Source organism: Ensifer sp. Root127, assembly GCF_001425225.1.
In the GTDB taxonomy this organism is placed as follows: domain Bacteria; phylum Pseudomonadota; class Alphaproteobacteria; order Rhizobiales; family Rhizobiaceae; genus Ensifer; species Ensifer canadensis.
The window spans coordinates 1-26644 of the sequence record NZ_LMDX01000010.1 but is presented as its reverse complement, the minus strand read 5'-3'; the positions used below and the strand labels follow the sequence as shown (position 1 = coordinate 26644).

Below are 26644 nucleotides of genomic sequence, written 5' to 3'. Positions count from 1 at the left end.
CAACGACGAAACAAGCCTGCGAGCAATGTTGCCTGCGCTCAAAGGAAGGCTTCCTGGCAAAGGCGGATCGCGCAAACTCGCAGAACTGTCGGTAACGTAGGCTAGCCGCGCATGTTCCTTGGACAACTTCGGTTGGATTTTGCTCCAGCTACTGGACAGAATATTCGGCATCTGCCGCGGCAAAAAATCAGGCAACGGGCGCGTCGAAGAAGTATTCGGCTCCAAACACCGACCCGCCTGACGAACGCAACCTCGTGCGAAGCGAGCGGGCGCTGTCCACTCTTCTGCCGTCTGTTGTACACGTACAACTGCCCAGCACCAAAGGAGATTGAGATAAGTTGTACATGCACAACGCAACCGAGAGGGTTGCAGCCCATGTTGGAATCGGGTTACTCCTGATCAGCGCATATTGCCGTCAAAACCGCAAATAAGCGCGGATAGGACAAAAGAGAAACCGATGCTCAACAAACCTCTGAAAGCCGCTGGTGGACTACGCTCCCTAATCGCTTCTGACGCAGAGGAATTGTCGCGTCAATTGCAGGCGCATCAGCAACGCACCTTCCCACCGACCGCACGCAAGACGATACGCAGCTTCACACCCGCCGAAGCCGCCGACTTCATCGGAATTCATCAAGGCTACCTCAGGCAGATTGTTTCGGAAGGGCATGGCCCAGAGCCGCTCCCCAATGGCAGACGGTTGTACAGCGTCGAAGATATTCAGGAGCTGCGCCGTCTGCTGGACGAGGGCGGGAAGGGACCTCGCCGCTATATCCGTCATCGCCAGGATGGCGAAAAGCTTCAGGTCATTTCCGTCATGAACTTCAAGGGCGGCTCGGGTAAGACGACCTCGTCTGCCCATCTCGCTCAATTCCTTGCCCTTCGCGGCTACCGCGTACTTGCAATCGATCTCGATCCGCAGGCATCGTTGTCCGCGCTCTTCGGCCATCAGCCAGAGCTCGACGTGGGCGAAAACGAGACGCTTTATGGCGCAATCCGCTACGACGAAGAGCGAAGAGACATAACCGAAATCGTTCGAGCGACATATACGCCCAATTTGCACATCATTCCGGGGAACCTGGAATTGATGGAATTCGAACACGAGACCCCCAAGGCTTTGATCGCTCGTGGTCGCAGCGATTCCATGTTCTTTGCCCGCATCGGCGAATGCCTGGCCGAAATCGAAAGCGCCTACGACATCGTCGTTATCGACTGCCCTCCCCAGCTTGGATTTCTAACACTGTCGGCGCTCTGCGCGGCGACCTCGGTTCTCATCACGGTTCACCCGCAGATGCTCGACGTCATGTCCATGAGCCAGTTCCTGCACATGACAGGCGACCTTCTCGAGGTCGTCGAGAACGCCGGCGGAACAATGGACTACGACTGGCTGCGCTACCTCGTGACGCGCTACGAGCCGAATGATGGCCCTCAGTCGCAAATGGCGGGCTTCATGCGTTCGATCTTCGGAAATCGCGTTCTCGAAAATGCGATGGTCAAGTCGACAGCGGTGTCGGATGCCGGCCTTACCAAGCAGACGTTGTACGAAGTCGATCGGAGCCAGTTTACCCGCGGCACATACGATCGTGCACTCGAGTCACTGACGGCGGTAAACGCCGAAATCGAGGACCTCGTGAAGCAGACCTGGGGAAGGAAATAAGCGATGGCGCGCAAAAATGTCTTCGGAATAGAACAGGGGGACCTCCCCTCATCGCTCGATGTGCAACATGAGCGCCCGCTCGCCGAATTGCGCCCTTTGGCCGGCTTTGAAAAGCCGTTGAAGCGTGCTTCACCGGTTGGCGCCATCTCGCAATCTCTCGGCGGCATCAACGAACGCGCGCAACGCGTCGAGGATCTTGAGAAGCAGTTGGCAAAGGGCCAGGCCGTCGTAGAACTGGACCCGGAGCTGATCGATGTCTCCTTCGTTTCGGATCGATTGGGCGTTAGCCAAGATGATCAGGATCTCCTGGAGGCTCAGATTCGCGAGCATGGCCAGCAGGTCCCCATCCTAGTCAGGCCGCATCCGACAAGCGATGGCCGTTATCAGGTTGCATACGGCCACAGGCGCCTGGCGGCCGTTCGTCAGATCGGCGGCACGATCAAAGCCGTGGTCAGGGAGCTGAGCGACGAGCAACTGGTCGTCAGCCAGGGACAAGAGAACAACGCGCGCACCGATCTTTCCTTCATCGAGCGGTCCTTCTTCGCCTCGCGCCTTGAGCAACGCGAGTTCAGCAGGGACGTCATCATGTCGGCCCTGGGCGTCGACAAGGCAGCGCTCTCACGTATGATTGCCCTCGTTACACGGCTACCGGGCGCCCTCATCGAGGCGGTAGGGCCGGCTCCAGGCTTCGGCCGAACCCGTTGGGCCGATATTGCGGATCTGATGGAAGATAAGCCAAAGCACCAGGTAGCGTTGAAGCTGATCGAAGAGCCGGCTTTCAAAAATTTCTCGTCAGACGACCGCTTTCTTGCCGTGTACAACTGCCTGAAGCAGGTGCCAGAGCCGGCTAGAAAATCGGTGTGGAAAGACGGTTCGGGCGAAAAGGCCGTGCGGGTTTCGGAAAATGGCGAGCGCCTTAGCATCGTATTCGATAAGCGCGTAGCAGCCGACTTCGGTTCCTTCGTCGAGCATAAGCTCGATGAGTTGTACGCAGAGTTCCAGCAAAGGCAGGCTTCAGGAGGCTGATGAATAAAGAAAAAGGCCCCAAACGTTTCCGTCGTGGAGCCCTTCTCGATCTGTAGCAAGGTGAGATTCGCATTTCCACGAGATTCAGTCAAGAGTCTTCAGCATCCCTTTGATGCCTGGATTCGTTGAATCGTGCTCTGTCGCCTCACAAAAATGCGGCTTTCGCATCGATTGGTCGCGCCTTCACGTTCTTGACGGGCACCCCGGCAATGGTCAGCAGGGGTGTCCGCTCACGGTCGTTGCCAATGTTCAACGCTCTAAAGCAGCAGTGATCTGACAGTTCGAGCAGCGGTCGCTCCACTGATAGTTGTGCCGAAATGGCAGTAGCAGATCACCTCGTGCAATTGCTCGGCACTCACTTCGAAAAAGCGCCTTGCTTCGCCGAAGGTATCGTTTTTCAATCCGGCCGCGCGCAATACCGGGTCTTCGGACGCAACCGAGATCGGCGAGTTATCGCTACGCATCTTGTCACGCAGACGAGCCGGCTGATACTCGATTTCGAAAAGCGTGGAGAGTAGCCGCTGCGGCTTCTGCTCAAGACGTCCCGCCCAGCGCTCCCAGCGGTCGTTGCGAGAAAGGGTCATTTGCTGCAGGCCCTGTTCGACCTGCGCTACTGCCGATAGTTGCTCGCGTGTTTGGTGCCTCATGTTCGCCTCCATTCAGACGATCAAACCGGCGCCAGCCATTTCCGTCCTCAAAGCGGTACGCTTGTCTTGGCGAATGTCCAATCACGATTGTAATCGCGCCGCGACGTTAGGCTCTCCTTTCAAAGGGACGTATGCGGCTTGTGCTAAGCGATCGAGCCACTATCGCCGATGGCCGGAGTAAACGCATGCGCGTATGTGTGACGACGGCACCGTTGGATCTTCAGAAGAGCTGAGAGGCGGGTTGGTAGTGTCTGGTTTCGATAAAAACAATCGGGACGAGAGCGCAGGCGCTTAGAACAACGACGCGGCCGATGCGTGCTGTCCAACGGAAATAGTCCATTTCAGTTCGTTTCCGATCAAAAGTGAGACGGCAATGGTGAGGCAAGTAAAGAGTTGCGCATGAATGAGGGAACCTTACTGGCAATTAACTTCCGTTTGGGGAATTTGCGGTGTTACTTCAGTGGGTTTGTGCCTCTTCCGATTTCAATTGAAGCGCCATGCTGAGGTAACCGGGGCAGATTGGTTGGCCGTGCCGCATTGATGGGCGAAGCGCGTCGCGATGTGGATCATACCGTGGGCTGAGGAAGTGCGGGACGCCCGATCGTAGGGGAGGGGTGGAGCGGCTAGGCTCTGGTCGCGACAAGTGTGGCCAGCGGCGGAATGGCTTGGCCTTCCAGACCGATCCGATCGCCGAGATAGTGCCAGAACGACAGGCAGCTTTCGGCAGGTCTTCATCAGCCCAAGCATGGTGTCGCGCGCGACACGACCATCCCGGCTCATCGTGCCGCCGGAGATTTTTCGTTTGGTGACGAAGCTGTGCAGATCGTTCTCCGAGGCATTGGTGTGCAGCGGGATCCCCGGCCGGTCCAACACCTTGAGCAGTTCATCCTTTCGGCGACAAAGACGAGCCAGAAGCTTATCGAGCTCTTGATAGCCGGTGCGCAGCGAGAAGATCCGCGCGAAGCGTTTGTGGAATGCGGCGGCAAGGCCGGGCGGGGCCTTTCGCCTGACGCTCTTGAGTGTCCGGTAGAACCGCCAGACGAGATCCCGCACCGTCTCGACCTTGCGGGCCTGCCGCGGTGTTGCCGGCATCAGTTTTTGCAGCAGCCGTTCAGCGTGGGCCCAACACAGAGCATTTGCCGACCCGCAACTGGCCGGCATCGTCGGAGACGATCACCGTCTCGGCGAGAAGACCGTGATGGCGAATGGATCCCCAGATGCCGGCTTCCGCGAGCACGCGGACCGTCAGCCTGTCGAAGATGTCGATACCCTTGCCGGCCAGGTATTCGAGGAACGGCACCTGGTTGCAAAAGCGCCGCGGTTCATGGCTGTGGAGTTTCGCCGCGAGTGCCGGATCGGCGCGACGGTTGTCCAGATAGTTGAAGGCGGCATCGTTCAAGACACAGTCGTGATAGCTGCCTCTGAGCAGCGACAGGAAGTTCAGCCGGGACTTTGAAGCGGTGGTAGATGGTGCAAGTCCATTACGATGAAAGAGTGGCGATCCACATCGGCCCCGAGTCATGCGCGGGCAGTCGTGAGGCTGTACGTGAAGTGTTGACAGGGGAGCATGCAGGTCAGCCATTGAGCCGCGAAAGACTGGACATTTCGGGTGCCGACGCATTCCACCTACGCGGAAGGCAATACGAACAAGCACATTATCGCAAGTGTCTGTTCGACCCGGCGTGGTCGCAGACCCTGGCATGCATGGACGCTCCTTGCACGGGAACCGGGGGGCCTCGTGATTGGCCAGCGTGGCGTAGCCCCATGTTGGTCCGCATCGGGAAGGTGAGGAACCGTAGCCGATGATGCACGATCATGAGGAGTCTGATTCCGCCATAGTAGCGAAGAACCCTGCGAACAAAGTCGGTCTGCCGGCGGCGGAGCAGGAGGAGCGAAGGGCGGGAACCGAGGGGAATCCGGATCAGCACAGCACGCGCCGGGCACAGGACCGGGAAAGTGTGTCCCATGCGCTGGACCGCATACGGCAAGCCGCAAAGCAAAGGAAGAAGGAGAAGTTCACCGCGCTCTTCCACCACATCAATCCAGAGATGCTGAGGACGGCGTTCTACGCACTCAAGCGTAACGCGGCCCCCGGCGTGGACGGACAAACGTGGCGAACCTACGAAGCAGACCTCGATCAAAGGATCGCGGACCTGCATTGCCGGGTTCAACGGGAAGCGTATCGCGCCCTACCGTCAAGGCGGACGTATATACCGAAGCCAGACGGACGGCAGAGGCCGCTTGCGATTTCTGCCCTTGAAGACAAGATTGTCCAGAGGGCGACGGCGGCTGTGCTGAACCAAATCTACGAGGAGGACTTCCTCGGGTTCAGCTATGGGTTCCGACCGGGGCGCGGCCAGCATGATGCGCTGGACGCCTTGTTTGTCGGGATCGAAACGCGAAAGGTGAGCTACATTCTCGACGCCGACATTGCGGGCTTTTTCGACGGCGTCAGCCAGGACTGGCTGGTCCGCTTCGTAGAGCACCGCATCGGCGATAGGCGCATCATCCGCCTGATCCGCAAATGGCTCAGGGCGGGTATTCTGGAAAACGGGATCGTTGCGGCTAGTGAAAGGGGAACCGGGCAGGGATCGGTGATTTCGCCACTGCTTGCCAATATCTACCTGCACTACGTCTTCGATCTTTGGGCGGATCGTTGGCGACGACGTGAGGCCACCGGCGATGTGATCATCGTGCGCTACGCGGACGATATCGTGGTTGGCTTCCAATACGAAGCCGATGCCCGGCGTTTCTGGGACATGATGCGAGAACGGTTGCAGGAGTTTGCGTTGCAGCTTCATCCGGACAAGACCCGACTGATAGCGTTTGGCCGCTTTGCGGCTACCACCCGCAAGAAGAAAGGTCTTGGCAAACCGGAGACGTTCGACTTCCTAGGCTTTACACATATCTGCGCAAGGGATCGGCATGGCCGGTTTCAAATCCGACGTAAGAGTCGGCGAGACCGCAGACGAGCAAAGCTGAAGGAGATCAAGAGCGAACTGCAACGACGCTTGCATCACCCGATCCCGGAACAGGGAAAGTGGTTGAGGCAGGTGATCACCGGATACTTCGCCTATCATGCCGTACCGACCAATCATTGGTCGCTCTGGGCGTTCCGGGAACATGTCAAACGGCTATGGCTGCGAGCGCTGCGGCGACGCAGCCAGAAACATGTCCTGACATGGAACCGGATGTCGAAGATGGCCGATGAATGGCTTCCGCTACCACGTATCCTTCATCCTTGGCCGAATGCGCGTTTTGCCGTCAAACACTCAAGGTAGGAGCCGGATGCGGGAATTCCGCACGTCCGGATCTGTGCGGGGGCGGCGCTCAGCAATGAGCGTCCCTACCGCGAACAGGCTTTTGGCCGACCCACTGAGGGAAGTGTGCATAAGTGAGAGCGAGCCGTTTTTGGTGGCGCCAGGGGGATTCCGCGCTTGGGGCAAATCATGATGCCTTCGGCCATGGCCAAAAAACGACTTGCCTCGCCCGAACATGCTGACACGCTTTCGCTGAAGGCGTTGCGCAACCTTGTGACGGTTCTGGTCGATCAGGTCAGCAAGCTTTCAGCGCAAGTCACTACCCTTCTGTTGCCGGTACCGTCCCGGCCGGGGACCGGGCCTTCAAATGTGCTGCACCCGAGTCCGCCGCAATGTTCACGCAATGCTTGGTTGATAGCCTTTTCCAACGATACATCTTATCGCCTTCCCGATCACCATCATGCAACTCGCAAGGCCACACGGATTGTGGTGGTCGGAGCTCCGGGAGCCACCGCATGAGGGAAGTCGTCTCAAAAATGGGCGCGGGGCCGTTTTCGGCCTTCGAGCGCATGGTCGCGTGGCGCTATCTGCGCTCCAAGCGCAAGGAAACGGTGGTTTCTGCCATCTCGATCATCTCGTTCATCGGCATCATGCTGGGTGTGGCAACGCTGATCACCGTCATGGCGGTTATGAACGGCTTTCGCGCCGAACTCCTCGCCCGCCTCCTCGGCATCAACGGTCATCTGATCGTGCAGCCGCTCGAAAGCGGTCTCGACGACTATGAGGAGATCGTCGCGCGCTTCAACGGCATTACCGGCGTGCGCTATGCAATGCCGCTGGCCCAGGGGCAGGTGCTCGCAAGCGGCCGGATCGGTTCGGGAACCGGCGCGCTGGTGCGCGGCGTGCGCGAGGAGGACATCGGCAAGCTGGACCTGGTCTCGAACAATATTCGCCAGGGCACGCTCGACGGCTTCGACGCATCGGAAGGTGTGGCCATCGGCAAGCGGATGGCCGAAAGCCTAGGTCTATCGGTCGGCGACGGCATCCAGCTTGTCGCGCCCGAAGGCGACGTAACCCCGCTCGGCGTCACCCCGCGCCAGAAGATCTATACAGTGGCTGCGATCTTCGAGGTCGGCATCTCGGAATATGACAGTTCGATCATCTATCTGCCGCTCAGCGAAGCCCAGCTCTTCTTCAATTCTGAAGGCGTCGTGCAATCTATCGAGGTCTTCGTCGACGACCCGGATGAGGTGGACCAGTTACGCCCGGCCGTCGGGGGCGCGGCATTGCGGCCCGTGTTTCTGACGGACTGGCGCCAGCGCAACCACACCTTTTTCTCGGCCCTTCAGGTCCAGCGCAACGTCATGTTCATGATCCTGACGCTGATTGTGCTGGTCGCCGCGCTCAACATCATTTCGGGATTGTCCATGCTGGTCAAGGACAAGGGTCCCGACATCGCGATTCTGCGCACGATGGGCGCGACGAGCGGCGCGGTCATGCGCATCTTCTTCATGACAGGGGCGGCAATCGGCGTCGTCGGCACGATCGGGGGCGTCGTGCTCGGCGTCATCGTGTGCATGAATATCGAACTGATCCGCCAGTTCTTTTCGTGGCTGTCGGGGACGACGCTGTTCAATCCCGAGATTTATCTCCTTAGCCAGTTGCCCGCACGCATGGACATCGCGGAAACCCTATCGGTCGTCCTGATGGCGCTGGTCCTCTCTTTCCTCGCCACGCTCTTCCCGGCCTGGCGGGCAGCCAGGCTCGATCCCGTCGATGCGCTCAGGTACGAATGACGATGGCGAAGAGGTTCTGCAACTCAAGCCCCTCTCCTCTCCTCACCGCCGATGTCCCGCACTTGCTCACCCTACGGCCCACAAATCTGCCCCGGTTACATGCTGAAAACCCACACCTGAATTTTGACCTAACGTCTCACGCCGGGAGCAGGGGAGGGCTCTCAAAGCCCCGACGCCTTCGTGAGATTGGTGTGGCAGCGGTCGCGTCGGCGCGATATTTGCTGCGTCCTTTTTCAGCGTGCCGCCGATGCTTTGCACATATCGCTCGTCAACCCGTCGAAACGCTAGACCCGCGGGCAGCCAATGGCCAAAGAATTCAAGTCCTCGCTCAGCCTCGGCGGCGTCGCCACCCGCGACGTCGGCAATCGCGGTTCCTTCGACTAGGTGCGCGTCACCTCCTTGCCATTGAGGCGATCCGACCTGACATCCCTGACTTTGTCGTCCTATCGGATCATCTCGTCAGATTGACGAATGTGCTAGTTTTAAGCTCAAAGGAGTTGAACCTATGAGTGTCAAATCGTCGATCTCGCTGACCGACCAGCAGGATGCGTTTGCCCGTTCGCTGGTTGAGAGCGGCCGGTATTCCAGCATGAGTTCCGTTCTTCAGCAGGGCCTCGAACTGCTTTGGCAAAAGACGGAAACTGAGGCCGTTGAAACGGCAGCGCTTCGGGAATTGGTCCAGCGGCGATTGAACGGACCGATGATTTCTGCCACGGAAATGGAAAGCCGCGTCGCGGCAATGATCGAGCGGAAGCGACGGGTTGTTCGTGTGGGCTCTTGAATATTCTAAAGATGCCGAACGCGATTTCGAGTTGATCTTCGATCATCTGTTCGACGCCTATGTCGAACTCGGGGACCCGCCTGGCGAGGCTGTGAAGCGTACCAGCTGAACGGATCCGCAAATTGCGTGTCGAAATCGATCGCCTCGTCGAGACGCCCTATATCGGGACTCTGCGGCCCGATATTCATCCCGAGATGCGGTTTCTTCCGCGGGACAACACGGCTGTTTGGTTTCTACCGGTTGAACATAGCCGCACAATTATTATCGCGGCCATCTTCTACGGTGCGCAGGACCACATCAGAAATATGCTCGCACATATGCTGGCGGGATAAGGTCCCCACAGCCCCGCGGCCTTCGTCAGATTGAACCTAAATCCGTCGCGTCGGCGCTGGGATTTGCGGATCATATCCGCGCTCGCATGGCCGATCTTCTTTTGCACATGACGCTCATCGACCTCGCCCGAGGGGGGCCAGGCCGCGCGCAGCGAATGACCGGAGAATTTGGCCGCAGGCTCGTTCCCACTGAGGTCGCCATGCAGGCCGGCGGCCAGGGCCGCGGACTTGACAAGGCGGGCGACCGCCTTGTCATCGAGGCGCTCCAGCCCAACGTCTTTGCCGCTTGGTGACGCGGCGGAATAACTTAGCCATCGCCGCGGCTATCGAAGCCTCCGTGGCTTCAGGTGGTCCAAAGCAGAGACTTATGCACACATGTCGGGACTGGTCGTGGACAATACCGGGAGAACCAATCCTAATTCTAGGTAACGAAACCTGTCGTTCGAGGTGGGCCAAAATCACCGGCAATCACTCGGATAACATGTTGCTGGATAGCAGCTGCACTGGCCCTCGCTGATTTCGAAGTGACGTCCAAATCCGAGGCAAACGGGTGTTGGGGATCGAAGACCCGAGCTTTTCTGCTTCTCTGTCTGGAGGCTCTTGTGTCAATCGACTTTAGTCGCTCACGACGTGTGGGAGTAGAAACACGGCGCGCCAACTCGTCCTCATCGCAAAGCAATCTTATGGGAATGAGCGACGCTGCACTTTGCTGCGCCGCGCCGGCTATCTGTTCAAACGTGCGAATACTGCCTTGATTGCCTTCGACAAGGGCCTGCGTGAAGATGAAGCTTGCCGAAGTGGGGCTGTAGGCCACAATCGCGTCCAGAACTACCTGTCGGATTCTTCCAGTGTATTCCGATATCCCGTTCGGGAGGGGCGTAATCCCGTCATCGTCCAGGAGGCGGAATATCGGATTGTTGAACCAATGGTTATCGATGACTTTTGCAGAAACGAGGGTGCTTAGTTCATTAGCAATTGTCAGCTTCCCGACGCCAGGGAAGCCCATTAGCAGAACGAAAACGCGCATATCAGCATTAGCCTCGTAACGGTGTTCCACGACAACAATAGGTAATTTCAAGAGCACCGCAATCTCGTCCGCGCCATCAAACATGCCCAGTTACAATTTTTAGGCCGCAGCTAGATTGGAAGCAGCAGGATCGTAGCGGTGCGGCGGCGCTTCACCAAACAACAGACCCAGAGCGGCCTGAATTCCTGGTCGCACCGGATCACCCTTATTAACGTTCTGGCTACCTCGACCAATCGCTATCTGGCGCGATCGCCCCTAGCTCGGTTGCTGCAATCCAGTATGACTTGACCACATGCTCGTTGAATTCGAAGAGCTTTGATCGTCGCGCGCAGCGTCGCCAATCCAGCCGGTCAGGGAATATTTGGCGCTGATTGAGAGTGTGCGCGGATCGCAAAGTTCCAACTAGCGTCTTGGAAAGATCGAAGAGCAATTGCGACGCATGAAGCACCAACATTTCGCCAACAGAGTAACTTTCTCAGCGCCCTGCGAGGCAGCATCTCGGTCGGAACAAAGATCTATCTAAGCCGTTGAAATGACGGAAGCTACAACAACGGATAGGCAGCAATGGAAAACTTGTTCACGCGCTTCGCCAACACGATTGCCCATTGGGCTGGGAAGCCTGTTATCTTCGTCGCGGCCGTGCTTTTAATTGCTGCGTGGGCTGTAAGCGGGCCCTTTTTCGGGTTCTCCGAAAACTGGCAGCTTGTTATCAATACGGGCACTACCATCATCACGTTTCTGATGGTCTTCGTGTTGCAGAACACGCAAAATCGCGACAATGAAGCAATTCAAGCGAAGCTAGATGAACTCATTCTCACGAGCCAAAATGCTGAGAACCGGTTCATAGGCATCGAGAAAAAAGCAGAGCGGGAAATCAGCGACGTAATTGCCGAGGTCGAAAGTGCAGCTTGCCGATCCGCCTCCTAAAGATGGCGGAAGGGAAGGGCCGGGGTAGCCGGCCAATGGTTCAGGCAATCGTCATTTGCAGGCTGGTCTCTGATAACGCGGCGGCCGATGCGTCGACCATCTGACTAGAACCAGCGGCGCAAGTTAAACGTCCGCTCCCCCACCCTCGTCTGCCGATTTGCGCGGCGATTCGGCGACTTCGCCCACGCGCAGTTTCGGCACCATCTTAGCAGATGCCCCCTACTGAAGATCGACCAGGGGTGCTGGTCGCGGAATCCCTCATCGCTGATTTTATAGAAATGCCGGAAGAGACGGGCGTTCACTGCAGGGACCGGTTCCGCGCATGATGAACTCAACGGTAAGACATCTCTTACCGTTGACGAGGCATGACCAAATGGACGTGCCATTCGTGGTCTGGGGTGGACTTGGACTTACGCGCCTTCGAGGATTGGAGCGGGTTACCTCGAGTGGACAAGCGTGCCCACGCTCGACGCGCGCCTGTTCAACGAGGCGAACACGCGTAAATAAGAGAGCTTGTTCGTCTCCGCCCGAAACGAGCTGGCTCTTTACCAACTCACGCTTTGCACGCGATTGTTCTCGCCAATCGTCAGATTTAGCTGTATATTTAGGCATTGCTGATATTGCTGCGGCCTTCTTACGCCACAGAACTTCCAAAGAAGGCCGCTCTTTTCCTGGTGTCCCGGCGTGAAGGCGGCTACGCTCTCAGTTAGCTCGCCAGCTTCAGCGCAGCCTGATCGTGAATGCCGCTTTGAAAATGGCTGATCAGCCGCGCTGCGAGCGCGATTGCTTCTTCGCTATCAAAAGCGAGGTGCCTTTCCTGAACCATTTCCCGGAAGACGCCGTCTATTTTCTCGACATCGTCAGGCGTTATCATCTCTGTGCGAGATCCAACCGATTCGCTCATAGCCCTAATCCCAGCCGGCCCAGGGCTGAATAGGCCGACGTTAGCCCGCTTCGAGTATGCGCCGGCGCAGGCGGGATTCAATTGTGAAATTGCGGGGAGATCCAGACGGTCTTTGGGGTAGAGGGTAGCCAGACCGTCCGGACTCCGCGTTGGGTTGCCTCCACATTTCGCCAACGCTTATGCAATTTAAACGCGGGTCAGAGGGCATTGTTCCGTTTGCTAATGTATGGTGACTATCGTGGGCGAAGCGTCCCCTTATGGGTTGTGGTTAAAGTATCCGCCCACGGTGTGTTGCGAGGCCAGCCGCACAAGCTGTGCACCCCGATCAGCCTCGTATGCCATTTGAGCCCATCCCCGAGCGTGTCGAGCCATGCCTCGCTGTGTCTGCCAAAAGGGTTCCGTACGCTGGCGATTAGGCATTCGAAATCAAGTGGAATGGATACCACCTGGGCGACACATATCGAAGCGAACCGCGCATCCCTACGCGTGCGGCCATGACTGACGAGAGACGGCGGCGAAGGTACTCGGCCCCACGACCATGATCCTCGACGGCGAGGCCGTTGTACTCGAATGGGACCGGCCGCTCGAACTTCGGGATGCTACAGGGGCGCTGCGCGGCCGTGGAACTGGCTGGGCTAGACATTCTCGAGGCGTGGATACGGAGCCTGCCCCCTATCATCCGCTGCCATGGCGGCAGGCTGATTTAGACACTGTCGGCCCTGCAGCGCTCGGTAACATCAGCCGGTGACGCAATAGGGTGCAATTTCTCATTTCGCCTCACACAGGATCGTCGTCCCGAAAAAATAGGCCCCCGGGGCAGGGCCTTGGAGAGATGTACATTCGTGGGTGCCAGGCATGCGCAGCCAATTAGAGTGTCGTTTGAATAAGCGGTAATCGAAAGATGCGATGTCTGGATATGGTTACACAGCCTTGGTTTACGCCCCGCTCAAAGAGGGAACAAACGCACATTCTCATCAGTTGAAGGACAATAGACGCATAGGAAAAAAAGGCGTTGGATCGGACCGCTCGCATGGAAGCACCGCCACTTGAGAGAAAGCTCGCAGCCATTCTGGCGGCCGATGTTGAGGGATATTCCCGGCTGATGAACGCCGATGAAGAACAGACGCTGGCGACGCTGACGTCGCATCGCGCTGTCGTTGATGGGCTCATTGAAAAAGCTCACGGTCAAATATTCGGAACGGCTGGCGACAGTGTATTGGCTGAGTTTCCCTCGATCCTCCATGCCTTCAATTGTGCTGTAGCCATTCAGCAAGCGATGTGGCGCGCCAACCAAGATCTCGCAGAGGATCGAAAGATGAATTTTCGCATCGGAATAAACATAGGCGACGTTCTGGTGAAAGACGGCGACATCTTCGGCGACGGCGTCAATATCGCCGCCCGCCTGGAGAGCCTCGCGGACGTGGGCGGTATCTGCGTTACAAGGGGTGTACGCGATCACCTGCGCGATCGCGTCGATGCTACCTTCGAGGATATGGGAGAACACCGGATCAAAAACATTGCCCGCCCTCTCCGCATCTTTCGCGTTATATTCGACCGGCAAGGAGAGCCAAGTTTTAATTGGGAGCCGCTTCCCCCAGAGACGCCGGAGGGCTTCTCTTCCGTTGAACAAGCATTCTCCCAGGACAATGATAGCAATGATGAGGCGCGCAGCGTAGAGATCGCCTTTTGGGCATCGGTGCAGGAGAGTGATGATCCAGCCGAGTATCTTCTTTATCTGCAGCGGTTCCCGAACGGCCAGTTCGCTGAACTGGCAAGCGCTCGCGTCGAACAGGGTGGATCTGGGGAACCCGACCCCGGTATCGAAGTCTCCTTCTGGGAAACCGTGCGCGACAGTGGCAATGCGGAAATGATCAAAGCTTATTTGACCAAATATCCGCGTGGCCAATTCATCGATCTCGCCAAGATTATGCTGGCTGAAACGCAGCGAAATTCATAGCGCCCCAGAACTTCAACCGCGAGGCGGCAAATGCGTCTTGTCCTCGAGGTTGCCGAATGCTGCAAGGCGGGCATCGACCACGTCGCGTCCAGTTCGAATAACGACGGTGGCGGCCGCTGGCCGGCTCAGGAACGGGAACGGGAACGGGAACGGGAACGGGAACGGGAACGGGAACGGGAACGGGAACGAAGACACGTCCGACGCGTTAAATCCAGGGGAGTTTGCATCCTCGATTATTGTGATCGATGGCGACAGGCCACTCCCAGGAGGTTTCAAATGGATATCACCACCTTGCTCATCATTGTTCTCATTGTTCTCGTCCTAACCGGTGGCTTTTACGGACGCGGGCGCTGGTATTAAGGCTTTGCGACGAAGGTTGTTGAAACCTTGTGCAGCGAGGCGGCATGCGGAAGAAATGGCTGAGCGGGGTAGGCCTTTGTTTCAGTTCCGTTCAGCCAGGATCTTCTGCATTCGGGCTAATTTGCTTTCCGCAATCTCAAGTCGCTGAAGCAAAACGTTCGGTCGTGCCACGCCATCGTCTTGAGGAAAGTCCCCGATGATTTCCATTGGGTGAGCATCCAATACTGTGCAGACTTGAATGAGAGTTGGCACCGAGATGCGGTTCGTGCCGCGCTCATACTTCTGAAGCTGCTGGAACGTCAGGCCAACAGCAGAAGCGACCCTCTGCTGGGAAAGCCCCCGTGTTTGACGAACTGCTCTGAGCCGCTCACCGATCTGCTGGGACAACCCCATTGACGTTTCGGTCGATATCTTACCCACGTGCGCGCCCTCCCTTGAGACCCGGCCCATATGATAGCATACATCTTGGCCCGCAACTCATAGTTCTGCAGGAATGCCATCGAGGCTGGCAATGATCGGCAACGGGGCGGCCATATCTTTGAGTTGAACTACGCCTGCCATTTCCGGTCGAGGTTTGCTGTAATCAGCTCTGTCGTTCAAAGGTAGTTGAGGGTATCCGCCTTGGCCAACCCGATCAACCACTCGTGGAAGTCGACCGGAGAGCACCGTGCTCAAAAAACGAGAGAATCCGAGCGCTGTCGCTGCCGGCAAGGAAATCGGCGGCGGTTGACCCGGATTCAGGGATCCCATGCCTTCGCGTTTCGTACTCGCTCTATGCGCTTCAAATTATGCACGACGGTCCGCTAACGGATCATGCCTGGCCACATCAGCCAGAACCTTAAGACTATCGACTTCCAGCTGTTGGCACAGCGTTTCGTAATCCTCTAACATCTTTAGATCTGGCTTGCGCTGCCCGCGCACCTCATCGCGGCTCAATACCGCGATACCGTAGGCTTCCATCAGATCATTAAAAGCTGGAAAGTTGGCGTCGGAAATCTGCTTGCTATGTTGCGGCCACCGGATCATCAGGCGGGCTCGCCCAACGTTCTGGAAATCCATCATCTACTCCCTAATGGAAACGCAAGAGACCGTCGCGTTGCTTGGCCAGGGCCTGGTGCGTTCGACATCGTGTGGCCGAACTAGACATAGGAATGCCTCGCCAAGGCGGGGCAGGTCAAGGATCACCAATCCTGACGTCCATACCAATTGTCTATGTCTTGGCGGACCCGGTCTTTTTCGAGACCGTAGCGTTCTTGAATCTTGCCCTCAAGCTGGTCGCGCTTGCCGGCGATTTGATCAAGGTCGTCATCGGTCAACTTGCCCCACTGTTCTTTTACCTTTCCCTTAAATTGTTTCCAATTCCCCTCGACGCGATCCCAGTCCATTTGTGGTTCCTCCAGTTGCTGCACGATTGGAAAACGCTTGCTTTCGGTTTTTGTTCGAACGGGTCGGCAAATAAACATCAGGACTGTGCGACGGATGCATTCGTTCATGGAACGACGGCGCCCGATCTTGCCCAGCAATCGCGGCAGCCTTGTTCGACGCCCGGCCAAAATTTGAGTTGGTTCTCGAAGTCGTTGCTCGATGCCATTGAATGTCGGAAGCGGCGTGACACGGCAGGGGCGCTCGGCTGCGCTCATCGTGTGTCAACCGCAACGACGCCGATGCGCGCAGCTGCGTCGCTCTGCCAAGAAGCAACTCTGCGAACTGGCCAGAGGAACAAACACCGCACTGGAGAATTGCCATCTGAAAACGTGGAGTTATTCGGTGGCGGAACGCTCTCCTGAAGAAATTGAGAAACGGCGAACACGGCGTGCGGAGCGTAGGCAAAAGCAGCGGATTGCCAATATCGAGCGCGCGAAGAAAATGCATTCGGCCCGTCTTGCCAGGGAGGGTAATGCCGGCTCTGATTCCGTTCAGCCCCCATTGAACGGCGTCCATATCGGTTGCTCCGGCTGGTATTACTGGCACTGGAAAGGGAAGCTTTATCCGGCGGATGCACCTTCGAAAGAATGGTTCTCCATTTACGCTCAGGAATTCGACACGGTCGAGCTCAACGCGCCGTTCTATTCCTGGCCCACACTTGCGACAGTCAGGACCTGGCTGCGCCAAGCGAATCCCAAGTTCGTTTACACGGTAAAGGTCTGCGAGCTCATCACCCACGTAAAGCGGTTTGATGATACCCGCATCTTAATTGCGGACTTCGCTTACATTGCCGATCTGCTCGGCCCAAAGATGGGCTGCTTTCTTTTTCAACTGCCTCCCAGCATTCGCTACTCCCCCGAGATGTTACGCACCATTATTGATCAGCTCGATCCTCGGCAGAGAAACGTTCTGGAATTCCGCCACAAGAGCTGGTGGAACGCCGAGGTTTTCAGCGCTTTCCGAAACGCGGGGATTATCTTTTGCTCCTGCAGCGGCCCTCGATTGCCCGAGGAACTCGTGCAAACCACCAATGATATTTATATACGCTTTCATGGAGTCAAGCAGTGGTACCGGCATGACTATAGTGACGCTGAATTGGCGGTATGGGCTGAACGCATCCGACAAAGCAACGCGAAAACTGTTTGGGCCTATTTCAACAACGATCGCGATGGCCACGCTATCAAGAATGCAAAGCGGCTATTGGAACTGCTGCAGTGATAGACGATACCCGGTTTGGCGGGTGGCGCCCGCTGTGCATTGGAATAGAGATATCTCAATGGAAATCGGCGGGGCACGCAGGCTAGGCGTGCCACGCTAATTCTCATCGAGCGCCAGCAGTTTCTTCATCGCTCGAGTTGCTCAGTGATGGGTATGCTGCTCGTTGCGCTTGCGGGTCGCAGCCGCTTTTTTAGCGGACGCTGAACGCGCTTCCTTTGATCTTGCAGCCGAGGCTTGGCCGCCTTTTCTACCGCCCTTTTCTGACGAGGCATGACTTTCCTCGTGACCGCGACCAGAACCGGACTTGTTGCCGCCGCCACTTTCCTTGTTGACAGTAGCCCAGGCCCGCCGTTCCGCTTCGTCCTTCGAAACACCGCGGTCCTCATAGCCTTCTTCGATATGCTCAGCCTTGCGCTTTTGCTTGTCGGTATAAGCGGATTTGTCGCCGCGAGGCATCAGATTTCTCCTTCTCCGGTTTCGTTCTTTTCCTCGAACTGCGAACGGCAGTTAAGGTTCCCTCTCGCCGTCCTCGGAAGGGTCATGTTGCCTATTGGCCGGGTTGGGGAAGCGCAGTTAGCTACGATTTCCAGTTTTTGGACTGGCTTATTACGAGCATCAATGTGTCGAGTCTTGATCGCATTGGCCCGAACCGCTCGTAAAGTTCGTGCGCACGCCCATCGCCAAGATCATAGACGGCAGCGAACTCGTGGAGGGTATAGATGTCGCGAGCCTGCGGCAAAGCTGATGTATCTGTCTGAGCTACCGTTCTCATCCCCGAAGAACACCGAAAACGGATGGAAGTTCCACTGGTTCGGCTCGTAGAAATATACCCGGTGGGATCGCTTATTTTCAGCCGCCGCGTCGATCCCGTTCTTGCCTGCGGATCGCGCTTGGGTTATCGGCGGCGGTGTTTAATAAGCTTGCTGTCCGCGCAAGAACCGATTTAAGTGTGCTTTCCCCAAAGAGCAACCAGAGGAGGCGGCCCAATGCTTAAATCAAACAAAACAACAGCGCTCGCTGGTTCCGAGCTAGGCTCTTTGCACTAGGCTTCTCAAAGCGAGCACATCATCTGCACCGCGTAAATGGGCCGCTCGTGTAGAAGGGTATCGTCCTCCTGAGCCTTGTCCGCCCGCAAGCGGGATGTTGGTGCCGCTGTTTCGAACAGCGACCGTATATAAGTTGGATTTGGCTTGGCAACGAGCCGCGTCGCGCAATCGGGCTCAGACCGTGGATGCCGCAATAACCGACGGAGTGCAAAAATGTCACCCTGACGACAGTTCCGTATTGACCCTCCTCATATAAGCAAAGACCACCGAGAACGACTTATGCACTTGAATTATAAAGGAACTTTCAGCCAAGCTTTCTGGTCATCACGCTAGCGACAACGCCTGGTCATCACTTGCGGAACATTGGTTCTAAATTGGCCTTGAGAGAGATGCCAGGTTCGCGATCAGTCGGAAAAATTGCCAGAAGTGCACAATGCTTATCAATAACGGTGGCTGTAAATTCTCCAGTTTCCGTAATGCGACCTCGCAAAGGGATCAAAACCGGAGAATCCCAGATGTTGGCTTTAGGAACACTCGAGGTGAACGGGCGAAGATCGGCCGTCCACCGTTCCTTTTCGAAGCCTATTAGCGTCTTGATCGTCTCCAAGTCCAGAAACGCAATGTTGTTCTGCGGATCAGTCCGATACCCCACCACTCGTGCTTCAATCACGACGTCCGCAAAGATAAAATCCGCCGCTCCGAAATTCTGTTGCCTCTGGCAGGCATAGGATTGCCCAGCGTAGAGAACATACGCCACAATCAGTGTAAGCAGTCGAAACGTGTGCAAACTCCAACCCTCACGACTGTGAATCTCAAGCTCCAATAGTCCCGTCTTAACAGGAGCAGAGAGTGCATCCAAGGTCCTTTCCGGGCCGAATGTGGCCATCGGCATAGCCCAGGCATGCGTTTGACGCGGCAATTAACCATTAAGACTTCCTCCGATCGGCTCCTGTATGAAGTCCAGGTAAGAACCTGGGTCATGTTCAGGATGATACGCACACAGCTCTGACTAACTCGGGGCCTTCTCGGCCGCCGATCCGCTGTGCCTGCCGTTGACTTCTGGAGCCTGAACATGACCTTCAACGCCATCGCTATTGCCGCCATTGCCCTCCATGCACACGCTTCGGTGTTGGCTGTCAGCACCCTTGGGCGGGGGCTTAGAAATACGTCTGGCGTCTCTCCGGCTGGCGGAGGGGTTGAGCCATCGCGAACCCCGAAGACACGCCCAAAGGCCAACACTTTCTGCTCTCGCCCGAGTGCCGAACGCTGACGGTTCTCGATCTCGCCAAGATGCGGGATACGACCGCCTACAACTGGTTTAAGCGCCTGCGCTGGCACGAGACGGAGGGCGAGCCGTATTGCCCCAAGTGCGGAACGCTGCGGTGCCACACGATGAGCCGCAACCGCTTCAAGTGAGAAAACCTGCAAGGCCGTGTTCAGCGTCACCTCAGGCACGGTGTTCCATGCACGCAAGCTGAGCTTCAAGAAGATGCTCATCGCCATCTGGTTCTCGGCGAACTCGGTGAAAGGCAAGGCCGCGCTCCAGCTCTCGCGCGAGATCGGCGTCCAATACAAGACCGCCTGGGTCCTCCTGATGAAGCTGCGCGAGGCCATCGCCTGGCGCAGGGAGGAGATGGTGCTCGATGGCGAGGTCGAGATTGACGGCAAGTACGCTGGCGGCCACATCCGTCCTGAAAACAAGGCCGAGGATCGCATCGATCATCGCCTCAAGAAATTCCAGAAGATGAAGCGTCTGTGCGCTCTTGCGATCCGCCAGCGCGGACTGGGAGGGCAGACGTTCACCCGGATCATCCGAGACGAAGACAGCAATGCGGCCTGGGCGGCCGTCCGAGATCACGTGTCGCGGGAGGCAACGGTCTTTGCGGACGAGCACGGCAGCTATAACGACCTGGCTGGCCTGAACGAGCTGCAGCGCGTCAACCACTCAAAGGCCTATCAGACCGACGATGGCACAAACACCAACCAGGTCGAGAGCTTCTTCTCGCGGGTCCAACGGGCCTACGTCGGCATCCATCATCGGTTTTCGTTAAAGTACTTCGACTGGTACGTAGCAGAGCTCGCATGGCGTGAGGATTGTCGGCAAGTGAGTAACCGCGGCCATACTTTCCAGGTGCTGGGCAAGGCACTGTCTCGCCCGACGTCTCGCTATCTGTGCGGATACTGGCAGGGCAACAAGCCGCCGGACCTGATCTGGGAAGGCTAAGCGGCGACCGCACGCGTCCTGCAGTCGTCAGTTGGGTCAGGACCGCCGACAGGCGGTGTGCGCCTCCCACAACACCTTTCGGCCGTCGAACTGACCCGATTGCCGATGTCGGAAAGATTGGCTGGCTCGCTCGGGATGGCAAATACACAATGAGGCATATTTCGTTGCCGACGCTTCTATGTTGTGGACTGGACGGCCCGACGCCAACCTCGTCATCATGCTATTTGCGGCCATCCGGTCCTCCGGGTTTTACGCTTTCCCAGGCTTCTTCAATTCCGACCCGCGCTGCGCGAGAGAGGCCAGCAACCACGAGATCAGCGGCTATCAACGGATGTTCACGAACCAGCTTTTTGACAATTTTAACCGCCGCGGCAGCTTTGGCCTGCTTGACCAACCCCTTGCCCGTGCGGCTTCTAGCGAACCGTTCCAACCGGCTGGAATGGGGCGGCGCTGTCGCTAGTGGACGACGACGCCCTTGCGAGGGTTTTCGCGCTTCGCCTTTCGGTATTTTTTTGGGATCGCTGCCATTGCGGTTTCCCGCACAACATCTAGCGCGGCATCTGATCCCTGCTGGAATGCCCGACCAAGCAGCCCGAGAGCCCTTCGACCCTTCCGTTTTCCGGATTTGGCCGCGTCCGAAATCTCATCCTTTTCCTCAACCATGATGGCTGCAGCTGCACCCGCGCCCGCTATCAACGCCTTTGCAAGTACATCTCGCCCCGCCTTGCTCGCCAACAGGGTTTTCAAAAGAGCGTTCTTGCGAATAGTCCTTGGCACTTTGTAGCCCGCGACCTTCTTGGGGATTTTCATCTTCGCCATGTCATCCTCCTTGCTCAATTCCAAACGCCAATCGTGACCTCTGGTTCCCTACTCAAACGGGCCGAGCACGGATATCATTGAAGGCGGCCAGTTCACGCCGAGACGAATAACCTCGCCCCGACGACGCCAACGCGATCAAACTGATGGAAGCAGAAGGCGATTCACTCGCTGGCGAACAATCATCCCGAGAATCGCGACGCCGACCGCTCCCAGGTCGGTCCAGATGATGTAAGCCGTTGCTACTGGCAGGCCTCGCCCTGGCCACCATGTTCAGGAAGCGCTGCGTTACGGCAGGACAGCGGTAATCGAGCTCGCGAGGCTTAGCGCAGAACGGAATCGCGATCTCGCCGAGCTCTTACTGGGGTCACACGCTTAAGAAAGCGTCGCTAGCTACAATATGGTTCAAAGCGGGCTTACGTTCTCGACTTTCCGGTCTTTCTGTCCTGACCCAATTCATAGCTGACCTTCTGGCCCTCGCGCAGCAGGTCCCCCGTTGAAAGCGCCGAAACATGCACGAAAACATCCGTGCCGCCATTGTCAGGCGAGATGAAACCAAATCCTTTGTCTTGATTGAAAAATTTAACAGTACCGGTCGGCATGAAATGGTCCTTTTGAATGGCTAAACTTCTCGATCACGATCTTACCGCTGAAGGAGCAAGGCGGCAATCCTCCCTCATCCTACTATCCTGGCGCAGCAATCACGGGCGGGAGTGCAACTGCATTTGATTCCCATAGCAGTGCGATCCGATCTCTCTGGAGAAGGGTTGCTCGGAGTCGAATAGCGTTTGCCAAGCTGTCGCCGTCCGAAGAGAGGCGCATTTTCATAAAATTGCCGTTCCCGTTTTCACCGGATTGGAGGATCGGAGGGCTAGGAAAGGTCACTGACACTATCTTGGGAAAGAACCAACTATGCAACCGACCCATGATGTGGCTGTCTGCGTAGACGAAGCCATGGGGTGGCTCGCTCAAAGGCTGACAACACTGCTCCACTCGAATTACGGCGGTAAAACGATCTTCGACATGCTGGTCATTGAAGCGACCCCCTGTTTCCCTGCGCTGAAGCAAGCCGATATACGTTGTGTGGTCCACTACCTTATCGAGGACCGCCTCGACCGCCTTATCGCGTCAAATCGCTGTTCGCCGCTCAAGTTCGGGGCCAGAATCATTCCGTTCCCGCCCACACGTGAGCGAAATCACCGGAGTACAGGCTAAAATCTGAGCGTAGGGCAGGTCATCTTCTGGTGCGTACGCACCACCGCCTGGGCTTCCTGTGGGACCTGCCTCAACATAACTCCAACACTCACATGGCGATTGTTCGTATGTTCTAAGCGCGTTGGCTAGTGGCCCGAGTTGGTGGGGACTCCAAGTTCCTTCATTTTCCGGTCGAGTTCAGCTTTTTGGGGACCGAATTTGACGAAGATCTCACGGGCGGCGAGCGGTGTCAGGTGATAGGCAGCGATGAACTCTTCCAGATCGTAGCGATCGGACCAGGGACCGACGAGCTTGCTATTTTGATGGCTGGTATTATCACCTCGCATCATGGGTCTCCCAATTCGGGCGCACTCGGAATCGGCAGACAATCCGCTCTTCATCCTAAGCGCGGTTAGCCTTCAATCACGGTGAGAAAACGTCCCAGCAAAGGCTGAGACCAGAGTGCGCGATTTGATTACCTTCGTTAACACAGATAATCGTACATAGTTCCGGTATCGCTAATATAAACGCCCAGTGCGCTGCTGTCCTGTGCCCAGACAATGGGGCGCTCCAGGCCCTGGTGGATTGATCCGACCTCCTTTTGGGACTTCCCACGTTGCCGACGTGCGGGTCTTCAGGATGCTGACTGCCTCATCGGACCACTTGAACCTGGCCGACGCAAGCCCGGATCGGGTTGGCCAACGGCCGACACGGTGGGCACAGCAACCAGTGGCTCAATACCTTCGATGGCCTTTGCATGCTCACCAAACCCTGCGACGGGTCCTTCCACGACCGGGTGAGGTTTTTGCGGCTAAGAAACACTCAGGCGGGCGTTGACGCGGGCTGTAGTGTGTAGCCAAGCGACTTTGCCCTTCGATCGAGATTGTTGAGGGCGCGTCGGCGGTAACTCTCCTCGTAATAGGAGGCTCCCGGATCGCTGTATTCAATGCCGTGCCGCAGCGTATTGTAGAACAAGACGGCGATTTTGCGGGCGGTTGCGGTGACCGCCTTGGCCTTGCCAACACGTGCGGACAAACGCCGATAGAATGCGCCCAGCCCGGTCTCAGTGCGCCCGACCGCAACCGCGGCAAGCCGCAGTAGCGCCGCGGCTGCCGCAATGAATCACGGAGTGCCAGATGTCACCCTGAAGAAAGTTCTGTGTTGACCCTCCTCATATAAGCAAATGCCACCAACCGAAAGCGCTGCGGCGCTGACAGCTTTGGGCCCAAGCGCAGCTAGTGGTCATCGTCCGCAATGCGCCACAGAACGAACCCGCTCGCGCGGGAGGGAAGGCGCGGGCCTTGAGACGTGTGCCTCGTTGACGGCATCGGTGAGGCTTTGATCGATCAGAGGTGACGGGCGGACGAAGACCTCCGAGCATGAAGGGGTCAACCTACCGTGCTGAGCGATTTCCGTCANGAACGAACCCGCTCGCGCGGGAGGGAAGGCGCGGGCCTTGAGACGTGTGCCTCGTTGACGGCATCGGTGAGGCTTTGATCGATCAGAGGTGACGGGCGGACGAAGACCTCCGAGCATGAAGGGGTCAACCTTCAGCTTGAGAGGAGCATCCGATGACCGTCCCCCATTCACATCCGTCCGGCAGCGCGCTTCGTGAGCGCATGATCGAAGACATGTCCATGCGCGGCTTCACCGAGGACACGCGCCGTGACTATATCCGTTGCGTGAAGGCACTTGCCACCTTCATCGGCCGTTCCCCGGACACGGCGACGGCTGAAGATCTGCGCCGGTTCCAGTTGCACCAAACCCAGATGGGCATGCATCCGCCGAGCATCAACAGTTCGGTCTCGGCGCTGCGCTTCTTCTTCACCGTGACGATCGACCGGCCCGATCTGTCTCGCCGCCTGACCCTGATCCATCAGCCGCGCAAGCTGCCGCTGGTGCTGAGCATCGAGGAAGTGGCGCGGCTGCTCGAAGCCGCACCGGGGCCGAAGTACAAGGCTGCTCTCAGCACGGCCTATGGCGCCGGATTGCGGGTGTCGGAGATCGTGGCGCTCAAGGTGAGCGATATCGACTCGACGCGCATGTTGATCCGCGTCGAGCAAGGCAAGGGGCGCAAGGATCGCCACGCCATGCTGTCGCCGCAACTGCTCGAGTTGCTGCGCGCTTGGTGGCGCGAGGGCAAGCGCCGCGGCGTCATGCTGCCACAGGGCTGGCTGTTTCCGGGCCGCAGCCCGATCACGCCACTCTCCACGCGGCAGATGAACCGCGCCGTCCATACGGCCGCGGAAACCGCCAAGATCAAGAAGCGGGTGACGCCGCACACGCTGCGCCACAGCTTCGCCACACATCTGCTGGAGCAGGACGTCGACATCCGCGTCATCCAGGTCCTGCTCGGCCATGCCAAACTTGATACGACCGCGCTCTATGCCCGCGTCGCCACCAAGACCATCCGCGCCGTGATGAGCCCGCTCGACCGGATCAGCCTTCTGGCAAAGGACGAGACCAGACCGGGCGCGTGACGCGGCGGCGATGAGCCGTCCGCTCCTAGAGGTCGCCGATATCTTCCATCGTCATGGCGCCGCCTGGCGCACGGCCCATGCCGGTCACTTGAGCCTCGGCCAGTTGAAGGTGATGGCGGCGATCGAGAACTGCCGCACCGCAGCCCTCGGCGGTCACGTCGAGGCATGCGAGGACTGCGGCCATAGCCGCATCGCCTACAACAGTTGCCGCAATCGGCACTGCCCCAAGTGCCAGGATGCGGCGGCAAGGGAATGGCTCGCCGCGCGCCAGGCCGATCTGCTGCCCGTCGGCTACTTCCATGTCGTCTTCACACTGCCGGTCGAGATCGCCGACATCGCCTTTCACAACAAGGCGGTCATTTATGGTCTCCTGTTCCATGCCGCCGCGCAGGCCATGCTCACCATCGCGGCCGATCCCAAGCACCTGGGCGCCCACATCGGCATCACCGCCGTGCTGCATACGTGGGGCTCGGCGATGACCCATCATCCGCATGTCCACATGATCGTGCCCGGCGGCGGCATCGCGCTCGATGGTGAGCGATGGGTGTCCTGCCGGCCCGGCTTCCTCCTGCCCGTGCGCGTGCTCTCAAGGCTGTTCCGGCGGCTCTTCCTGGCGAAGCTGACTGAGGCCCATGCCGCCGGCCGGCTGACGTTCTTCGGCGATCATGCTCGCTTCAGCGAGCGCAGCACCTTTGTTAAATTCCTGGTGCCGCTCAGAAGGAAGAATTGGTTCGTCTACGCCAAGTCACCCTTCGCCGGACCCGAGGCCGTTCTGGCGTATCTGTCGCGCTACACCCATCGCGTCGCCATCTCCAATAGCCGGCTGATCGCGCTTGACGAGACCGGCGTGACGTTCCGCGTCAAGGACTACCGCCGCGACGGGCATGAGCGCTACCGGACCATGACGCTCGATCCAGATGAGTTCATCCGCCGCTTTCTGCTCCACGTATTGCCCAAAGGCTTCCACCGCATCCGCCACTATGGACTACTTGCCAGCGCCGGCTGCGCGGAAAATATCGCGCGCGCCCGCATGCTTCTCGCCGCGCTCCAGCCTGAAGTCCGCCGATCCGATGATGCCGACGCCGCTGCCCAGGCCGACTGGCGGCCATCTTGTCCCTGCTGCGGCGGGCGCATGATCATCATCGAGACCATCGAGCGCGGCAACGACGCCCGAGCACCGCCATCCGCCGCCTCAACAAGCGGGGCGCAAACGCCATGACCGCGACTCGCCCGCCACGCACCATTCCTACCCAGGGACCTCATCGTCCCCGGAAGCCTGACTTCGTGCGCCCGCATCAAACGGCGCAACCAAACACACCAGAATCGACCGCCCTGCAACGACCATGCCACAGCATGCGCGGCGGCGACGAGGATGGCACAAACGCCAATAGGATCGTTGCCACCTGTCAGCCGCATCAGATCGGCCGACCAGCACCCAACGCAAACCACAAATCCCCATAGACCGGAAAACTGCCCTCTCCATCCCGCGGGTTCTTTCTCTGGAGGCTTTCGGACGCCGGCCCGGCGCCAGGCCAACACGTGGATAGCCGGCATCCGAAACCCTTCACAC

At 57.8% G+C, this 26644-nt stretch carries 25 protein-coding genes and 3 pseudogenes; 13 read left to right on the top strand and 15 right to left on the bottom strand.

What is annotated here, in order from left to right; genetic code table 11:
- Window positions 1–457 precede the first annotated feature (457 nt).
- Window positions 458–1654, top strand: coding sequence for a plasmid partitioning protein RepA (gene repA / locus ASD03_RS12675; RefSeq protein ID WP_057213959.1), 1197 nt, complete (start codon window positions 458–460; stop codon window positions 1652–1654).
- A 3-nt stretch (window positions 1655–1657) separates the two neighbouring features.
- Window positions 1658–2680, top strand: coding sequence for a plasmid partitioning protein RepB (gene repB, locus ASD03_RS12670; RefSeq protein WP_057213956.1), 1023 nt, complete (start codon window positions 1658–1660; stop codon window positions 2678–2680).
- A gap of 257 nt (window positions 2681–2937) precedes the next feature.
- On the opposite strand, the gene ASD03_RS12665 is transcribed toward repB, so the two are convergent.
- The 3 genes from ASD03_RS12665 to ASD03_RS40480 form a co-directional block, all read right to left on the bottom strand.
- Window positions 2938–3327: a hypothetical protein gene (locus ASD03_RS12665; protein WP_057214144.1), complete on the bottom strand. Its 390-nt coding sequence runs from the start codon at window positions 3325–3327 to the stop codon at window positions 2938–2940.
- A 483-nt stretch (window positions 3328–3810) separates the two neighbouring features.
- Complete coding sequence (locus tag ASD03_RS12660) at window positions 3811–4419, bottom strand: transposase (protein WP_244494634.1); 609 nt, start codon at window positions 4417–4419, stop codon at window positions 3811–3813.
- Between the two features lie 19 nt (window positions 4420–4438).
- A complete protein-coding gene (locus ASD03_RS40480; RefSeq protein WP_063997083.1) occupies window positions 4439–4726 on the bottom strand; it encodes a hypothetical protein in 288 nt (95 codons plus the stop codon).
- 403 nt (window positions 4727–5129) lie between these two features.
- On the opposite strand from ASD03_RS40480, the gene ltrA reads away from it, so the two are divergent.
- The 5 genes and pseudogenes from ltrA to ASD03_RS12640 all read left to right on the top strand — a co-directional run bounded on the left by ltrA (window position 5130) and on the right by ASD03_RS12640 (window position 9496).
- Window positions 5130–6608 (top strand): group II intron reverse transcriptase/maturase, encoded by a 1479-nt coding sequence (gene ltrA, locus ASD03_RS12655; protein ID WP_348523270.1) that lies wholly within the window; start codon window positions 5130–5132, stop codon window positions 6606–6608.
- A 156-nt stretch (window positions 6609–6764) separates the two neighbouring features.
- Entirely contained in the window at window positions 6765–7106 is a 342-nt protein-coding gene (locus ASD03_RS38895; RefSeq protein WP_162250503.1) for a hypothetical protein, read from the top strand.
- Window positions 7103–8383, top strand: coding sequence for a lipoprotein-releasing ABC transporter permease subunit (locus tag ASD03_RS12650; RefSeq protein ID WP_057213952.1), 1281 nt, complete (start codon window positions 7103–7105; stop codon window positions 8381–8383). The genes ASD03_RS38895 and ASD03_RS12650 overlap by 4 nt, the downstream gene beginning before the upstream one ends.
- Before the next feature lie 505 nt (window positions 8384–8888).
- Window positions 8889–9164, top strand: a complete 276-nt coding sequence (locus tag ASD03_RS12645) for a type II toxin-antitoxin system ParD family antitoxin (RefSeq protein ID WP_057213948.1) — start codon at window positions 8889–8891, stop codon at window positions 9162–9164.
- Window positions 9145–9496, top strand: a pseudogene (locus ASD03_RS12640) (type II toxin-antitoxin system RelE/ParE family toxin). The gene ASD03_RS12645 and the pseudogene ASD03_RS12640 overlap by 20 nt, the downstream one beginning before the upstream one ends.
- Window positions 9497–9504: 8 nt before the next feature.
- Here ASD03_RS12640 and ASD03_RS40475 read toward each other — a convergent pair.
- Both ASD03_RS40475 and ASD03_RS12630 read right to left on the bottom strand, forming a co-directional pair.
- A pseudogene (locus ASD03_RS40475) lies at window positions 9505–9802 on the bottom strand (integrase); the annotation flags it as partial.
- A gap of 115 nt (window positions 9803–9917) precedes the next feature.
- Window positions 9918–10523 (bottom strand): chloramphenicol phosphotransferase, encoded by a 606-nt coding sequence (locus ASD03_RS12630; RefSeq protein ID WP_057214137.1) that lies wholly within the window; start codon window positions 10521–10523, stop codon window positions 9918–9920.
- A gap of 564 nt (window positions 10524–11087) precedes the next feature.
- Here ASD03_RS12630 and ASD03_RS12620 point away from each other — a divergent pair.
- Window positions 11088–11450: a low affinity iron permease family protein gene (locus ASD03_RS12620; RefSeq protein ID WP_082557309.1), complete on the top strand. Its 363-nt coding sequence runs from the start codon at window positions 11088–11090 to the stop codon at window positions 11448–11450.
- 706 nt (window positions 11451–12156) lie between these two features.
- Here ASD03_RS12620 and ASD03_RS12615 read toward each other — a convergent pair.
- The gene (locus tag ASD03_RS12615; protein ID WP_057213939.1) at window positions 12157–12354 is read right to left on the bottom strand and encodes a hypothetical protein; all 198 of its coding nucleotides are present in this window, start codon (window positions 12352–12354) and stop codon (window positions 12157–12159) included.
- A gap of 1030 nt (window positions 12355–13384) precedes the next feature.
- Here ASD03_RS12615 and ASD03_RS12610 point away from each other — a divergent pair.
- On the top strand, window positions 13385–14311 hold the full coding sequence (locus ASD03_RS12610) for an adenylate/guanylate cyclase domain-containing protein (protein ID WP_057213936.1): 927 nt from the start codon (window positions 13385–13387) through the stop codon (window positions 14309–14311).
- A gap of 441 nt (window positions 14312–14752) precedes the next feature.
- Here the strand turns inward: ASD03_RS12610 and ASD03_RS37170 are convergent, their stop codons facing one another.
- From ASD03_RS37170 to ASD03_RS12595, 3 genes are all read right to left on the bottom strand, one after another.
- Complete coding sequence (locus ASD03_RS37170) at window positions 14753–15091, bottom strand: helix-turn-helix transcriptional regulator (protein ID WP_199197009.1); 339 nt, start codon at window positions 15089–15091, stop codon at window positions 14753–14755.
- 366 nt (window positions 15092–15457) lie between these two features.
- The gene (locus ASD03_RS12600; protein ID WP_057213933.1) at window positions 15458–15730 is read right to left on the bottom strand and encodes a hypothetical protein; all 273 of its coding nucleotides are present in this window, start codon (window positions 15728–15730) and stop codon (window positions 15458–15460) included.
- Window positions 15731–15852: 122 nt separating this feature from the next.
- Window positions 15853–16056: a CsbD family protein gene (locus ASD03_RS12595; RefSeq protein ID WP_057205291.1), complete on the bottom strand. Its 204-nt coding sequence runs from the start codon at window positions 16054–16056 to the stop codon at window positions 15853–15855.
- Between the two features lie 382 nt (window positions 16057–16438).
- Here ASD03_RS12595 and ASD03_RS12590 point away from each other — a divergent pair, with 382 nt between their 5' ends.
- Window positions 16439–17314: a DUF72 domain-containing protein gene (locus tag ASD03_RS12590; protein WP_057213930.1), complete on the top strand. Its 876-nt coding sequence runs from the start codon at window positions 16439–16441 to the stop codon at window positions 17312–17314.
- A 141-nt stretch (window positions 17315–17455) separates the two neighbouring features.
- Here ASD03_RS12590 and ASD03_RS12585 read toward each other — a convergent pair whose 3' ends face one another.
- Window positions 17456–17770 (bottom strand): hypothetical protein, encoded by a 315-nt coding sequence (locus ASD03_RS12585; RefSeq protein WP_057213927.1) that lies wholly within the window; start codon window positions 17768–17770, stop codon window positions 17456–17458.
- Between the two features lie 939 nt (window positions 17771–18709).
- Window positions 18710–19246 (bottom strand): hypothetical protein, encoded by a 537-nt coding sequence (locus ASD03_RS12580; protein ID WP_156407954.1) that lies wholly within the window; start codon window positions 19244–19246, stop codon window positions 18710–18712.
- A gap of 546 nt (window positions 19247–19792) precedes the next feature.
- Between ASD03_RS12580 and ASD03_RS12575 the strand changes: the two genes are divergently transcribed.
- Window positions 19793–20584 (top strand): IS1595 family transposase, encoded by a 792-nt coding sequence (locus ASD03_RS12575; RefSeq protein ID WP_057213922.1) that lies wholly within the window; start codon window positions 19793–19795, stop codon window positions 20582–20584.
- Window positions 20585–21040: 456 nt separating this feature from the next.
- On the opposite strand, the gene ASD03_RS12565 is transcribed toward ASD03_RS12575, so the two are convergent.
- The 4 genes and pseudogenes from ASD03_RS12565 to ASD03_RS12545 all read right to left on the bottom strand — a co-directional run.
- Window positions 21041–21403, bottom strand: coding sequence for a hypothetical protein (locus tag ASD03_RS12565; RefSeq protein ID WP_057213916.1), 363 nt, complete (start codon window positions 21401–21403; stop codon window positions 21041–21043).
- 413 nt (window positions 21404–21816) lie between these two features.
- Window positions 21817–22002, bottom strand: coding sequence for a cold-shock protein (locus tag ASD03_RS12560; protein WP_057213913.1), 186 nt, complete (start codon window positions 22000–22002; stop codon window positions 21817–21819).
- Window positions 22003–22740: 738 nt separating this feature from the next.
- Window positions 22741–22941, bottom strand: a complete 201-nt coding sequence (locus ASD03_RS12550; RefSeq protein WP_146160888.1) for a hypothetical protein — start codon at window positions 22939–22941, stop codon at window positions 22741–22743.
- Between the two features lie 475 nt (window positions 22942–23416).
- Window positions 23417–23704: pseudogene (locus tag ASD03_RS12545) on the bottom strand (IS110 family transposase); the annotation flags it as partial.
- A 461-nt stretch (window positions 23705–24165) separates the two neighbouring features.
- On the opposite strand from ASD03_RS12545, the gene ASD03_RS12540 reads away from it, so the two are divergent.
- Complete coding sequence (locus tag ASD03_RS12540) at window positions 24166–25074, top strand: tyrosine-type recombinase/integrase (RefSeq protein WP_057211165.1); 909 nt, start codon at window positions 24166–24168, stop codon at window positions 25072–25074.
- 10 nt (window positions 25075–25084) lie between these two features.
- Window positions 25085–26293, top strand: a complete 1209-nt coding sequence (locus ASD03_RS12535) for an IS91 family transposase (protein ID WP_057211164.1) — start codon at window positions 25085–25087, stop codon at window positions 26291–26293.
- Window positions 26294–26644: the final 351 nt, after the last annotated feature.

Excerpts from the sequence above, each read along its gene's own strand:
- repA (WP_057213959.1), top strand. The coding sequence starts at position 458 with ATGCTCAACAAACCTCTGAAAGCCGCTGGTGGACTACGCTCCCTAATC.
- repB (WP_057213956.1), top strand. The coding sequence starts at position 1,658 with ATGGCGCGCAAAAATGTCTTCGGAATAGAACAGGGGGACCTCCCCTCA.
- ASD03_RS12665 (WP_057214144.1), bottom strand. The coding sequence starts at position 3,327 with ATGAGGCACCAAACACGCGAGCAACTATCGGCAGTAGCGCAGGTCGAA.
- ASD03_RS12660 (WP_244494634.1), bottom strand. The coding sequence starts at position 4,419 with ATGCCGGCAACACCGCGGCAGGCCCGCAAGGTCGAGACGGTGCGGGAT.
- ltrA (WP_348523270.1), top strand. The coding sequence starts at position 5,130 with ATGATGCACGATCATGAGGAGTCTGATTCCGCCATAGTAGCGAAGAAC.
- ASD03_RS12650 (WP_057213952.1), top strand. The coding sequence starts at position 7,103 with ATGAGGGAAGTCGTCTCAAAAATGGGCGCGGGGCCGTTTTCGGCCTTC.
- ASD03_RS12645 (WP_057213948.1), top strand. The coding sequence starts at position 8,889 with ATGAGTGTCAAATCGTCGATCTCGCTGACCGACCAGCAGGATGCGTTT.
- ASD03_RS12630 (WP_057214137.1), bottom strand. The coding sequence starts at position 10,523 with ATGCGCGTTTTCGTTCTGCTAATGGGCTTCCCTGGCGTCGGGAAGCTG.
- ASD03_RS12620 (WP_082557309.1), top strand. The coding sequence starts at position 11,088 with ATGGAAAACTTGTTCACGCGCTTCGCCAACACGATTGCCCATTGGGCT.
- ASD03_RS12615 (WP_057213939.1), bottom strand. The coding sequence starts at position 12,354 with ATGAGCGAATCGGTTGGATCTCGCACAGAGATGATAACGCCTGACGAT.
- ASD03_RS12610 (WP_057213936.1), top strand. The coding sequence starts at position 13,385 with ATGGAAGCACCGCCACTTGAGAGAAAGCTCGCAGCCATTCTGGCGGCC.
- ASD03_RS12600 (WP_057213933.1), bottom strand. The coding sequence starts at position 15,730 with ATGGATTTCCAGAACGTTGGGCGAGCCCGCCTGATGATCCGGTGGCCG.
- ASD03_RS12595 (WP_057205291.1), bottom strand. The coding sequence starts at position 16,056 with ATGGACTGGGATCGCGTCGAGGGGAATTGGAAACAATTTAAGGGAAAG.
- ASD03_RS12585 (WP_057213927.1), bottom strand. The coding sequence starts at position 17,770 with ATGCCTCGCGGCGACAAATCCGCTTATACCGACAAGCAAAAGCGCAAG.
- ASD03_RS12580 (WP_156407954.1), bottom strand. The coding sequence starts at position 19,246 with ATGGCCACATTCGGCCCGGAAAGGACCTTGGATGCACTCTCTGCTCCT.
- ASD03_RS12565 (WP_057213916.1), bottom strand. The coding sequence starts at position 21,403 with ATGGCGAAGATGAAAATCCCCAAGAAGGTCGCGGGCTACAAAGTGCCA.
- ASD03_RS12560 (WP_057213913.1), bottom strand. The coding sequence starts at position 22,002 with ATGCCGACCGGTACTGTTAAATTTTTCAATCAAGACAAAGGATTTGGT.
- ASD03_RS12550 (WP_146160888.1), bottom strand. The coding sequence starts at position 22,941 with ATGCGAGGTGATAATACCAGCCATCAAAATAGCAAGCTCGTCGGTCCC.
- ASD03_RS12540 (WP_057211165.1), top strand. The coding sequence starts at position 24,166 with ATGACCGTCCCCCATTCACATCCGTCCGGCAGCGCGCTTCGTGAGCGC.
- ASD03_RS12535 (WP_057211164.1), top strand. The coding sequence starts at position 25,085 with ATGAGCCGTCCGCTCCTAGAGGTCGCCGATATCTTCCATCGTCATGGC.